This is a genomic window from Endobacter medicaginis (assembly GCF_014192375.1).
In the GTDB taxonomy this organism is placed as follows: Bacteria; Pseudomonadota; Alphaproteobacteria; order Acetobacterales; family Acetobacteraceae; genus Endobacter; species Endobacter medicaginis.
In genome coordinates this window covers 1-12,306 of the sequence record NZ_JACHXV010000030.1, presented here as the reverse complement: position 1 = coordinate 12,306, position 12,306 = coordinate 1, and the positions used below count along the sequence as shown (strand labels likewise).

Annotated in this window: 15 protein-coding genes; 5 read left to right on the top strand and 10 right to left on the bottom strand. The window is 60.0% G+C overall.

The features are described 5' to 3' along the window. Both FHR90_RS16185 and FHR90_RS16180 read right to left on the bottom strand, forming a co-directional pair. On the bottom strand, positions 1-569 hold a 569-nt coding region (locus tag FHR90_RS16185), incomplete at its 3' end, for a hypothetical protein (protein ID WP_221188294.1). A gap of 334 nt (positions 570-903) precedes the next feature. Further along, the gene (locus FHR90_RS16180; protein WP_183275539.1) at positions 904-1,647 is read right to left on the bottom strand and encodes a hypothetical protein; all 744 of its coding nucleotides are present in this window, start codon (positions 1,645-1,647) and stop codon (positions 904-906) included. A gap of 43 nt (positions 1,648-1,690) precedes the next feature. Here FHR90_RS16180 and FHR90_RS16175 point away from each other — a divergent pair, with 43 nt between their 5' ends. After that, positions 1,691-2,158 (top strand): hypothetical protein, encoded by a 468-nt coding sequence (locus tag FHR90_RS16175; RefSeq protein ID WP_183275538.1) that lies wholly within the window; start codon positions 1,691-1,693, stop codon positions 2,156-2,158. Positions 2,159-2,201: 43 nt separating this feature from the next. Continuing rightward, positions 2,202-2,690, top strand: a complete 489-nt coding sequence (locus FHR90_RS16170; RefSeq protein WP_176622390.1) for a GIY-YIG nuclease family protein — start codon at positions 2,202-2,204, stop codon at positions 2,688-2,690. Between the two features lie 12 nt (positions 2,691-2,702). Here the strand turns inward: FHR90_RS16170 and FHR90_RS16165 are convergent, their stop codons facing one another. Continuing rightward, positions 2,703-3,233 (bottom strand): 3'-5' exonuclease, encoded by a 531-nt coding sequence (locus tag FHR90_RS16165; protein ID WP_176622388.1) that lies wholly within the window; start codon positions 3,231-3,233, stop codon positions 2,703-2,705. Between the two features lie 122 nt (positions 3,234-3,355). On the opposite strand from FHR90_RS16165, the gene FHR90_RS16160 reads away from it, so the two are divergent. Both FHR90_RS16160 and FHR90_RS16155 read left to right on the top strand, forming a co-directional pair. Further along, the gene (locus FHR90_RS16160) at positions 3,356-3,940 is read left to right on the top strand and encodes a TetR/AcrR family transcriptional regulator (RefSeq protein ID WP_176622386.1); all 585 of its coding nucleotides are present in this window, start codon (positions 3,356-3,358) and stop codon (positions 3,938-3,940) included. A gap of 461 nt (positions 3,941-4,401) precedes the next feature. Then, complete coding sequence (locus FHR90_RS16155) at positions 4,402-5,019, top strand: hypothetical protein (RefSeq protein WP_176622384.1); 618 nt, start codon at positions 4,402-4,404, stop codon at positions 5,017-5,019. A gap of 29 nt (positions 5,020-5,048) precedes the next feature. Here the strand turns inward: FHR90_RS16155 and FHR90_RS16150 are convergent, their stop codons facing one another. Then, positions 5,049-7,130 carry a phage tail tape measure protein gene (locus FHR90_RS16150; RefSeq protein ID WP_176622382.1) on the bottom strand — a complete coding sequence of 694 codons (2,082 nt, stop codon included), beginning with the start codon at positions 7,128-7,130 and terminating at the stop codon, positions 5,049-5,051. A 67-nt stretch (positions 7,131-7,197) separates the two neighbouring features. Here FHR90_RS16150 and FHR90_RS16145 point away from each other — a divergent pair, with 67 nt between their 5' ends. Further along, on the top strand, positions 7,198-7,719 hold the full coding sequence (locus tag FHR90_RS16145) for a hypothetical protein (RefSeq protein WP_176622380.1): 522 nt from the start codon (positions 7,198-7,200) through the stop codon (positions 7,717-7,719). Here FHR90_RS16145 and FHR90_RS16140 read toward each other — a convergent pair. From FHR90_RS16140 to FHR90_RS16115, 6 genes are all read right to left on the bottom strand, one after another. After that, positions 7,716-8,147 (bottom strand): HK97-gp10 family putative phage morphogenesis protein, encoded by a 432-nt coding sequence (locus FHR90_RS16140; protein WP_176622378.1) that lies wholly within the window; start codon positions 8,145-8,147, stop codon positions 7,716-7,718. The genes FHR90_RS16145 and FHR90_RS16140 overlap by 4 nt on opposite strands. Before the next feature lie 177 nt (positions 8,148-8,324). Then, positions 8,325-8,621: a hypothetical protein gene (locus FHR90_RS16135; RefSeq protein WP_176622376.1), complete on the bottom strand. Its 297-nt coding sequence runs from the start codon at positions 8,619-8,621 to the stop codon at positions 8,325-8,327. A gap of 2 nt (positions 8,622-8,623) precedes the next feature. Continuing rightward, positions 8,624-9,061: a hypothetical protein gene (locus FHR90_RS16130; RefSeq protein WP_176622374.1), complete on the bottom strand. Its 438-nt coding sequence runs from the start codon at positions 9,059-9,061 to the stop codon at positions 8,624-8,626. Between the two features lie 72 nt (positions 9,062-9,133). Then, complete coding sequence (locus FHR90_RS16125) at positions 9,134-10,666, bottom strand: phage tail protein (protein ID WP_176622372.1); 1,533 nt, start codon at positions 10,664-10,666, stop codon at positions 9,134-9,136. A 166-nt stretch (positions 10,667-10,832) separates the two neighbouring features. Then, complete coding sequence (locus tag FHR90_RS16120) at positions 10,833-11,462, bottom strand: hypothetical protein (protein WP_176622370.1); 630 nt, start codon at positions 11,460-11,462, stop codon at positions 10,833-10,835. Between the two features lie 478 nt (positions 11,463-11,940). Further along, complete coding sequence (locus tag FHR90_RS16115; protein ID WP_183275537.1) at positions 11,941-12,177, bottom strand: hypothetical protein; 237 nt, start codon at positions 12,175-12,177, stop codon at positions 11,941-11,943. Positions 12,178-12,306 lie beyond the last annotated feature (129 nt).

Genomic DNA, 12,306 nt, shown 5'->3' with positions numbered 1-12,306 from the left:
AGGGTCTGACCCGACACCGAGACAACGTAGTTTTCCTCGCGCGCGAGGTAGCACAATAGCTCCCATTCATTGCTGAATTTGCTGAAGCTGCCGGCGGTGACTCTGCTGTGTTCCAGCTGATAGTACTGCCCTACCGGCGTGCTCGTCGGAATGACGTTAGCTTGCAGACCCCGGAGCCCGGCGAGATACGTCGCTATCTGGCTGGAGGTCTGATTCGGCCACGCGTTTGACGTCTTGGTATCGAGGAATCGAGCGCTCAGGTCCCGACCCGACAGCGACACGACGCCGTTTTCCAGGTCGAGATGCAGGTCATCGATGTCCCCGGTGACCAAGCTCGTCCAGCTATTGCCATCCAGGCTGCCGCGAATCTCAACAGTCGACGGTGCCGGCAGCGCTGACCAATCTGACGCCGACATCCCTGGGCCCACAGCGACCTCAGCGGTCCAACGCGCGGCTTGCATGTGTGCCGTCGTCTCAACTGAGGCGGCGTAGCACCCGGGCGCCGGCGTGCCGTTCACGAGCAGCTGTATCCTCGGTGAGCGCACCGGGTCGAATGCGAGTTGTGGCATGGTCGTCTCCGGGCGGATTTGTAATCGATGTAATCCGGCCGATTACACTGCCGATTACAGATGTCTACAGATATTATCTACGAACTCTCATTTGTAATTTTGTAATCAGAAAAAGGGGTGTGTTCCCGTGTGCGTGAGAAATCCCGTTCCTGCTCCGCACCGTTCCGTAGTCGTTTTTCACGTGTGTATGGGCGTGGTGCCCAAAAATCGATTACAAAATTACAAATATCGTTCTTGCAGTCAGGATAAGCGGACTCTTGTAATCCGGGCGATTACATCGATTACAAATCGCCACCGCCGGCCGGAATCTGCGCATTACTTGTGCAAATCCAGCTCACAGCAGCCCGACGACCCGTCCCAGCCGAGCCGCCGCGACACCCGCCGACGCCATCGATGCCGCCGCCCCGCCCAGAGCCGACAGATTGCTCACGAACGACAGCGCATCGGCCCCTGCGACGACCTGCGTGCCGGCACCAGCTACCGCAGCAGCCGCATGGGATTCCGCCGCCAGCCTGGTCGCCGCCGCAGCCGATGCCGCCGCCTGGGTGGCCTGCAGGGCTGCGGTGTATGCCGTGCTGCCGACGGTGAAGGCATCGTACGCCAGCAGCTGGGCCTCAGCCAGAGCGACGGAGGCAGCGAGAGCGGCGTCCGTGACGGTCTCATCAAGGTCAGCGGTCAAACCGGCTGCCGCTTGCTGATTGGTCTGGGGTGCAGGAGCGGCGGTGTCCGTCAACAGGCAAAGCGTTATCGAGTAGGGGACCAGTCCGCCGCCGGCACTGTAATCGGGCTCGAATGCGCTGATGACCGCCGTGCGTCGGAAATCGGCCCAGCTCAGCGTCACCGGGGCGCCGGCCTGACGCATAGAATCAAGCTGGCGGGCACGAGATACGGCGGCGGGACCGATGAATGTGCCGGTCCAGCTGACGTCGCGGTCGTCTGCACCCATGGCGTCGATGACACGACCGCCGCCGGGGAGACGATGGACGGCGAGACGCTGGGCGCCGCCGAACGGCATGCGCGAGGGCAGTTCCAGGCCGGAGAGGACGATAGGGCCGAGTTGGAGCGGAGATTGTGTCATTCTATGCTCAACCTGAGAATCATGTGACCTGGATTACGTGACCATGCTCGATTTCGAGAACACAGGCATTGCCCTACTGAGCCTAATAGTCTCCGCACTCAGCTTGAGACGAACCTACACTAGCGAACGACGCCTAGTTCGCGAAGACCTCAGGGTATCAACCAAAATCGGCGACGACCGTCATTCTGGAGTGCCGATGTTTTTAGAAGTGCAAATCGTGAATCACGGCTTCCCGGATACGCATATATTCGAGCCTGATGTAACGAGAGGCAGCACCAAAACGACGCCATACCCAAATCTACGAACTGTTCCTGGGTTGAGGTTTCCGCTACCCATCGCACGCTCGCAGGCGATAACTCTCCGATATCGTCTATCTGAATTGGAGGAGGCAAAGGGCCCAGACAGAAGTAGCGCGATTTTCTCGTTTTGGGTGAAAACCACCCTTGGCAATGAATTTAGAGGGTCGAGCGATTTTCTCGACTTCCCGGTCATATTGAGAGAACAAGAATGATTGAGCTTTCGTCTCGTTCGTTGCTGTCTTACGGAGCATATTAATGAGTGATTTGATTCGGAGTTATGGCCTCCACTGGTCCGATGAACACGTGACGTGGGGCGGTAGAGGCGTCGAAGGTCATCTTTATGGCATAAAGACGCGAAGCTCTCTCGCTCGTGAGGTCGACTTTCGCGAGCAGAGAGGTCTCTATGCACTGTATGCCGAATATGAGCTTGTGTACATCGGACAAACCGGAAGTGGAGATAATAGACTTCTGAAGCGATTGCGTTCTCATCGCATCGACCATCTCGCCGATAGGTGGAATAGGTTTTCTTGGTTCGGCTTGAACGGGGTCACCAACAGCAATGTGCTTCATTTTGACAGGCGAGGGGTGCACATTACCGTAAAGGATGCGCTGAATGTTTTGGAAGCCGTCAGCACAGCCATTTCAGAACCCAGATTGAATCTGCAACGAGGAAGATGGTCAGACACTTCCCAGTACTTCCAATACCGACCTGGTGCGCAAGACGAGGACGACGGGGAAGCCTGATTTCTCTTATGGTCAGGGCGCCGGCTTCAGCAGCTCCCTGACCAACGCTCGTGACGCCTGCGCATCTTCGAGAGCATTGTGAGTCCTCGGATGCCTCAAGCTCACGTCCCGCCTGACCTCGCCGAGATGCCGGCGATTCAGCAGCGCCAGCATCTCACACACCGCCGGCACCGAATTCAATTCCGGCCGCCGCTCATGAATCGTGTCGACCAGTCTCTCGAACCAGAAACCGTCCATGGTCGATGAGTCGACGAAAATCTCCGAGCCATCGAGCCATTCCAACAGCTCACGCGCTACCTGGTCTGCGGCCTGACCGTGGATTTCAATCCAATCGCGTCCGAGGCCGTGGATGCTCTCTGCCGCCGGGTCCCAGTGCGTCCAGCGGGTATGGGGCCGGATGACGCGGTAAAACGTGCTGTGTGAGTGCAGAAAGCACACGCCGACTGAGATTGGATAGCTATCGTAGCTCAGGCCCGAGGCCTCGAAATCGAGGAAGGCCACCCGGCGCGACCGCCAGGTGTCGTATGAAAACTCGCTGCTCATGGGTGGGTCCGTGCCGGCGTCAGGCGCTCGGCGGCGAGGAACATAGGGCGGCAGAGTCGGGGGATGCAAGCGGGTTACGCAGTTAATTAGACGGACCTGTCTCGACGTCTTAGATTGCGGAAATGGCAACGCATCCAGCTCAGCGTCCTGACAAGCGTCAGCAACTGCTCGATACGGCCACCCGGCTGTTTGCGGAGCACGGTTATCAAGCGGTTGGCGTCGACCGTATTCTCGCTGAATCAGGCATAGCCAAGGCGACCCTATACAAATTCTTCCCGGCCAAGGAGGACCTGGTCGCCGAGGTCCTCGCTCAGCGCCGGGCGGGTATCGATGCTGCGCTAGCAGAGGCCGTTCGCCGGAAGCGCAGCGCCCGCACGCAGCTGAGAGCAGTTTTTGACTGGTATGACGACTGGATGCGCGGCGAGGAATTCCACGGCTGCATGTTCATGCACGCGGCCGCCGAGCACGGGTCTCATCATCAGGCCGTGCTCAGAGCAGTCGCTGAACAAAAGGCCGAGCTGGTCGAGGTCATAGCCGGCATTTTGGAACGCGGCGGCATGGCCCAGTCGGCGGCAGCGGGTTTGGCGTCGACGATGGTCATACTCATTGACGGCGCGATTATCGCTCGCGAGGCGCTCGGTAACCGTGATGCCGCCGCTCAGGCGTGGTCCGCTGCACAGGCTTTGCTGCCGGACAACGTTAGATAAGAATAACGAATTCTGTAGACAGACCTGTCTAGTACCGATAGCTTTTCAGGGCTATCGGGAGAAACGCGGAATGCGCAGCGCCATCATTTCAATGGCAATTCTGTTTCCTGCAATCCAAGCCTTCGCTGACACGACCCATATATATCGCGGGCCTATTGGCGGTGGCACAGCAGAACTCGTTGTTTCGCAGACAATGGGAGGAGCTATTGGAAAGCTGAGCGTTATTGGAAACAGATGTGCCGGAAACTTGGCCGGGGTCGTAACCGAGACGCCTGGCCTACTTGCGATTGCCCGCCCGCCGGACCCAATCGATAAAAATGGCGAGTCATGCGTCGTAATATTCAACAAAGTAGGCAGCTCGCTGTCGAACAATGAGTCCAACGGAGAAACTCACGGGTGCACGATGTGGCACGGACAAGCCTGCGACTTCGGTGGCGCTAATCTGCGGATGGTTCGTTGAGATGACGAAGAGATACGACATCGTATTTGCAAGTGGTGATAGCGGCTGGCTGTGTCGAAACGATGGGCATGTGGTAGGCCTACAGAGGTGGTCTGAAACGCATGTGTCATCGAGCGGTGGCGGTGGACACATTGACAAATACGGTGGTCATATTGAGGCGACGAGGATATCTTCCACTGTGCAGGACCGAACGGAGTTCTGGGTAAAATTCGATGACGGAAGTGAGAAGCAGTTCAGTTGCGATTTGAGTGTGCGCGATGGCCACCGCGTTGCTGTGATATGGGGAGCGCCCGCATCGCAGAAAGAAGGCAAATATCTCATTATGAAGAATCTTACGACGGGTCACTGGATTCTCGTGAATCGGGACACACCATTTCAACGTGCATACTCAGCTTGGGGTGACGGCCCGTCGGCTCAGATGAGACGATTTACGATGGCTATCGCACTCCTGATTTTTCTTGTTGTGCTATATGCAAAGTCACCCAAGGAGGCGGGCCTTGCCTTGGTACTAGTCGGACTGGTATTCGGTTTGTTTGCTTGTCTATTCATTGTGCAAATGATGTATAACAACAAGAAGCTTCCAATGATTAACGAAGTCATGGCAATAACCAAGGTTTAGCCCGATTTGTGGACCTCCCGGGACGCCGACTAATTCGACATCCCGGGATACGTCGGCACCGAGCTCACATTCGCTCCCGCCCCACCAGCCGGCGGCCTGCTGACAGCCCTCGTGAGCCCGCTGCCGACGCTGGCACCGACGGCACCTGGATTCACGAGATGCACGTACGACGGATTCGACGGCGAGCTGCCTGAGCCCGACGACGAACCACCGACCGGCGCCGCGGACTGACGATTGCCGACGATAATCCCATGCGCCGCCAGAGCTCGATGCTCAAAATCGTCATCGGCTACGTGCCCGCTCGGAATCAGCAGACCAAGCGCACCTGTCGCCGGACCGAGCAGACGAGCACCGAGACCGAGCGCACCTGGAATCAGACCGCCGGCACGCGACGCACCCGCCGCCAGCATTTCAGGTGTCGCCGCGATGCCCTCCGAGATGCCGCCGGCAATACGGCTCGCGCCGCCACCCAGGCCACCCAGCAGCTTGAAAACGGGCGCATACAGCCACAGCACAGCACCCAGCCCGCCTACTGCCGTCGCCAGCGCGCCCAGTCCGACGACCGTTTCCATGAGGATTTTGGCCGAATTCGGATTTGCTCTCGACCAGTCTGACAACCGATTCAGCGCGTCGGACGTGCTGTTCATCGCCTTGATGGCAGGGTCCACGAGCGGGCCGCCGAGGCTCGTCATCAGCCGGTCCCAGGCGGCATTCAGCTGCTGCATTTTGGCCGTGGGGTCAGTCGCCGCGAGCATCGCCGCCGCATTCGGCGACGTGTGCAAGATGTTTTTCTGCTCTTTCAGAATGCTCGGCAGGTCTTTAATCAAATCGGCCAGCAGACCGCCGACTGTTGCGCGCTGCTGCGGGTTCGAGATTGCCGCCATCGCGCTGTCGACGGTCTCATAACCGCGGCCCTTGAGCATGGACAGCACGTCGGCCGCCCATTTTACCGGGTCCGTCCGGAGCAGTTCCCGTTCGAACAACTGATTGCCGTCCACCCTGGTACGCATGCGATGTGTGGCCGGGTCCTTGTAACTCTGGATAGCCCCGGCACCAAAAACGCCAATCTGCTGCAACGCCCCGACGGTTTTATCGGTGAGGTGATTACCTTGATACAGCTGCTCCAGGCTCATGAGAGCCGTGCCGGTCCTCTGCCCGCCCAGGACTTGCAGAATCGCCGGCAGCTCGGTGTAGGTGAAATCGTCTGAAAACTGCATGCCGGCGTTGCGGCTGGTCTTCGCGTACTGCAGATAATCGGACGGCTGAATCCGGCCGCCGGTCGCCAAAATCACGCGCTCCATCAGTTCTAGATGGTGCTGCATGGCGGCCATCGAGACCTGCTCGTGCAGCTTGCCGTCCGGACCGCGACGCTCTTCATACATCCCGCCGAGGATTTCGAGGGCTTTGGCGGCTGAGAACGCCGGGTCGGTACCGTTTTTCTCGGCGACGAGTTTCAGAGTCTGGTCGAGCTGAGCGAACTGGCCGACCGCTCCGATTGCGCTATCAAGCGAACCGGTGACCGTCTTTAGGTCGAGGATGGCGCGCAGATTCTCCGTCTGCGTGGTCCCGGTCGCCGTTCTCGTGGCGCCGTAAGCCGCATCGCTCGCACGCTGCACGTCGGCACCGGACACACGGTCGTCCGTTCGCAGCATGGCCTGGAGATGGCCCAGGTCGCTCGCTTGATTCAGGGTCTCGCGGGCGAAATGCAACGCCAGCGCGCCCGTGCCACCGATAGCCATCGACGCCATGCCGACGTCATCGCCGGTGAGGTGACTGCCGCCGCGGGCTTTCTTGATAGCATCGACCGAGCGCGCGACCTCGGATGCAGTCGTGTGCCATGATGACGCCATTTCGCGAGCCGAGCCTGCCATCGCGGACTGGGCTTCGGACGCAGAGCGCAGAATGGGCGCCAGGCGCTCAAGCTGCTCGACGCCGGCGCCTACACGCACGCCGGCGAGCCCTCTCAGTGCTTTCGACAGACCGTCCGCGGCTTCCTGGGCGGATTGCAGCTGCTCGTTCACGCGCATTATCTGACGAGTGATATCCGGCAGAAGCTCCAAGAGGTTAGTCGACAACTGCAGGGATGCGGCGATGCGGAAAGATTCGGACATTTCGATATCATTCCGTCATTGCGGTAGACCGGTCCGTCTAGTAGAAGGAAGGCAACCGGAGGTTACGATGCGTCGACTTGTTGCTTTTGCGGCTGTATTGACTACTGCTGGATGCACGCAGACTACGAACCCCGACGGTTCGATGCGGTTCTCGCTAAACCCATCGCAGCTATTCCAGCAGCAGAATCTCGCGGCTACCGGCGGCGACATGGACGGAGAAGCGCTCGCTAATGTCACTGCAAAACGCTTGGCCGCAGACCGGACTGCCGGTGGTATGGCCCAAGCGACATCTGACATCACGAGCTGCTATCAAAGCGCGTCGATGCCGGCGGAGATGCGTCAATGCATGGCGCTCGATACGGTGACGATGCAGAGCGACGTTCTCTTTGTCGTGGCTATGCAACAGAAGTTTCACCACCCGTATCCGACAATGCCATTCTTCAACCAAGCCGATAACCAGGCACGAATGTCGACGCAGCGGGCCGTGTTTGCGTTCGGGAGCGTTGACAATTGGACAAACTGGGCAATGAAATGGCGCAGGCCCGCGGCGCTGTATGCACAGGCTATCGTGAGTGGTCGCGCAACCTAATTGCCAAACATCTTCCCCAGCATCTCCACCAAAGCCGCCTCAACCGCACCCTCGCCAGCATGCATCATCGCCGGCGCGATAAACGGCCGCGGTGGAATCCGTGAGGTGCCGAGCTCTTGATATGCAGCGATATCGAGCCCGCTGCCGACCGTGACGGTGTCGCCATCGACCTCGTGCTGAATCGAATCCCGGAGCTGGCCGGTCCGCAGCAACGGCTCGTCAGGCGAGTATCCCCGGCGCACGCGGTCCGCAATCGTCGACTCAGCCAACGCTGGCCACTCGTTGCCATCGTACGTCCCGATGCGCGATTTCGCATCCGCGGCCACAGCGTCGCCGACCTGGTCCAACAGTTCACGCTGCAGCAGCTCGTATTCCAGAGCTGCGCGTTCGAGCCGCTCGGCAAACCCGGCAAGCGTCATCTCAGGCATCTGACTTCATCCATCGACCGCTGTCGAAATCGTATTCGCCCCGGCCGTCCATCGCACCGAGAACGGCAATTGCCGCCAAACGACGTTCTGCGGACAGCGGTGAATCACCGAACGCGACTGACCACGGCACCCCCTGTTTTACGAGATAGCAATTCTCGATAAACACTGGGTGCCGACTCAGTTTTTTGCGACGTCTCGGTCGGCCTCGACAATGTTTTCTGTTCGGAATGCTTCGTTGATGGCATTGAGACCGTCAAATCCAAGCTCGTCAGCACGCGCTTTCACGTCTGAGACTTTCAACGGCATCGGTCTCGGCACGCCGTCGATGGCACTGACCGCGCATACAGCGAGAGCCATCGCGGTCCACATGTGATTCCCGGAGTTTGCTCCGCATGCCTCAAAAATATCGAGATGCGCGCTCGGGCTCAGCTCGCGAATTGTCAGCACGCGGCCCTTTTTGTCGGTTACGTCCATGTTCACTGAACCTTCTCACGAGTTGACGCGAAAAAAGCGATGCGCTGGGCTACGCTGGAATCAGACTTCCATGTACCGCCGTCCGACAAATGCATCGCCACGTTGTTGTATTTGTAGATAGAGCTGCCGCCGTTGGGCTCGTTCACGTAGTGAAACAGGGTCGACAACGGCAGCAGGCCGTTGCTCCAGAAGCTCGATTCCATGTTCGAGAAAAGGTCATCTGCGGCCGAATCAGCTCGCTCGACGGCCAGCTCACCGGTCCAACCGGCTGGCACATGCTGTTCGAGCGGCGGCCCGGACAGCGGGTCGACATGAATCGTTTTCGTGCTCTGCTTCGAATTGAAGCTGGTCACGACGCTGAATTCAATCTGACCAAATGGCCCGATGACGATGACCTGTGAATCCCGACCAAGCGAAATTCTGCCGTCTGCTGCTGACATTGGCTATCTCCAAAGAAAAATGGCGGCACGACGGCCGCCCGGGTTGACGTTGTTTCTAAATGTCCACGTGTATTACATGGAGGTTCCGGAGATAGACGTGTCAGCGCTGCCGATGCTCACGGTCGCGCCGCCCTGGAGGTTTACGAGGAACTTCTCGTTGATTCCGCTGTACCTGACGTACACCTGAGCCTGGGACAGGCCGAGCGCCGTCGTCGCTTGCGGGTTGTTCGACGTGTCGCAGACCACGGAATACGGTGTGCCATACAGATTATCGAGCATCCCGGCCGCGACCATCTGACCGAGCAGCGTGTCCAGGCTGGACTTCATCGAGCGAAGCAGCGAGACCGTAATCGTCTTGCCGACATACACGCCGGCGCCGCCATTGATGGTCCTGGCGAGGTAGTTGGTCATCGACGAGTAGGCATCATTGCTACGCGTTGAGTCCGACGACGTGTTGTGCCCGGTCTGCGCCGACCAGTACGCGCCACCCGGGCTTGGATTCGAAATCACGTCGATGCCCGCTGATTCCAGCGCACCGATATCGGCATCCGCATAGCTCGCAAGCGTGCCGGCCGACGACAGTCCCGCATGCTGCGAGCCGATGATGCCGACGAGCGCTTTGTTCAGCGACGACTGCTCCGGCGACAGCGACACCAGCTCACCAGCCGCAACAGCCGCCGGCGATACGAGCCTGGTCACCGAGTTCGTAGCGTCGAGCCAGTACAGCCAGTCGCCCAGCATGAGCTTGACGGCCCAGGAATCCAGCCCGGCCGTGCTCTTCGCAGACACCGCATTCGCAATCGTGTCGCCCTGAACGGTCGTCGCGACGGCATAGGCGCCCTCGGACAGAGCAAACGAGCTGAGAGCGGTCCAGATGCTGGAGTCCGTGCAGTCCGCGATGGAAACGACGGCGACGCCCGAACCGCGCAGAGCATACAGACCCGTGCGCGGGCTGATATCCGTGCCGAGCAGGGCCGCCGTGGACGGAACGCCGCCGTCGGTGCCGCCAGTGAGCTGGTAGGTCGCTGTGGTCGGCGTGCCGGTAGCAGTCAGGTTGTCGTAGGTCTCTGGGATGCCGCCGGACAGAGCGACGACCAGCTTCCATGTGCCCTTACGGCTACCAGGTCCGACGCGGACGGAAATCGAGTTGCCGACAATGCCGGTGTAGAGAGCAGTGAGCGTGCCCGAGACAGCATTGACGGAAATCAGCCGGCTATTGCCGTTCACCGCCGCGGCCGCAACTGGCAGCAGGTTCGAATCAGCAGCGTCGTCAGCCTGGCTCAGCGTGAAGCTGGCTGCGGTGTCGGTGCCGTCGGACACGCGGACGAGCCTGAAATTGCTGGCGCCCTGCAGGGCAGAGACGGCGACGTGCGTGCTCAAATCATGCATGCGGACGGTAACGGGACCGAGTGCGGCTACGGCATCGCTGAGAGAGCCGGCGAGAACGGGCTTGTTCAGCGGACCCCAGGAGCCGACACCGACGAGGCCCAGGACCGAGGTATTGGCGCCGCTCAGGACGGCCGCCGAAGGTGCAACGACGTCGACATAGACGCCCGGGCGCTGAAGACCAGTGATATTGAACGAGCCAGACTGCAGGATGGGCATTGCGGGTTCTCCACGAGAGATTTCTCCGCACGGAGACCCGGCAGAGTGAGTTAACTGATTGATTCGGTTTGCTTTAGCCCCGCCGACGCCAACTAACCGGCGGACGGGACTAAACGGTGTGATTTCAAAGTTTTAGGTGCGCAGCCGGCTATCGAGCCATCCCCACCTAAAACGTCGACGACACGCTCACTGCCGGCGAGAACATCATCTCAGCCGCCTTCTGCTGCGCCGACACGCCGAACTCGACGCCGTAATTCAGGTCCCGGCGCCAAAGTGCGGCTTTCTGCGGCAAATCATCCGTGCGCTGGCCGCGGTAAAGCAAGCGAGCAGTCGTGCCGTCCGACAGTTGCAGCCATGGAATCTGTGCCAGCGCCAGGTCCAGCACGCCGGAGACGGCATCGCGCACATCCGGCGTCGGCGCCCAGATGATGACTTGGATTTCCTGCCATTCCCGGCGGACCTCGGAGCTGACGGTGCCGAATGCGGCCACGGCGACCTGCTGCACACCGGGCACCGTGATGACCGCGCCGGCGACGCTCGCACCTGGAATCAGGGCGGCCAGCCCGGCGGCAGCTGATGCGGCGGTGTCGGTCGGGGTGGCGGCATAAACGTATCGCTCGCCTTCAATCACAGCGCCGATGTTTTGCGCGATGCCTGCGCTGCCGCCGACGGTGATGGTGTTGCCGTCAGTTGTGATGGTCAGCGTCGGCGTGGCGCTCGATAGCTGCTGCCACGTGAGCGGGTAGCGGGTCGTGTTTTTCGACATCCCGGGGCGGCTGTAGACGCTGATGTCCACGCCGCCGGCGGCTGTGAATTTCTCAAGTGCATCGCTGACTGGCCAGCCGCGATACACCCTGCATTTCGCGGGAACGGCGCCTCGGAGAGCGGATTCAACGGCGTTCACGAGAGCGGACTCGACAGCCGGGAGACTCATTTGATAGCCTCCGGGCAGGAGAACGGACGGTGAACATGGTGACGCTTGGAATGCGGGCGTCATGGCGGACATGGAGATAGAGATGGTTCAGCGTAGATGCGGCACGAGCTCGCGAGACTGCACATACTCAGATGACGAGCTGGATTCACTATACACAGCAAGCCAATTCACGAGTGCGCCGCCGGAATCGGTAATCTGGGCAGGTCACTCGACCGGTATTCGATTGCTGGTACTGAAATACAAGCGAACTGAGTTCGCTCACGTGCATCAGTACTACATCAGCCCGCATCCATACCGTGATTCTGGCATGCGCTGGGGATTGCTCGCTCGAATCTGAGGGTCACTCGGCTTCCATCATCGTGAGCCGGTACACCGCGCCCTCAATCGACACCGAGCTGACGATATACCGCTGACCGGCGCTGTCGTATGCGATGTCGTTCGACAGCACAGTTGCGCCGGCGCTCGGTAGCATCACATTGAACCACGGCGACCGGGTTTCCGACGGCAAGCCGACGTCCGATTTCTCGCCTTTCGTTCCCTGGATGACGCTCGCCGGCCAGGATTCCAGCACAGTCACTTCGTCGGCCTCGACATCGCCGCCGTAACCGCTGGTGTACCGCCCGCAGATTGTGAGACACCGATCTGAAGCCTACGCGGCGACGGCCGCGAGTGGAAGCTGCGCGGCGCGGATTGCGGCCGGTGGCCG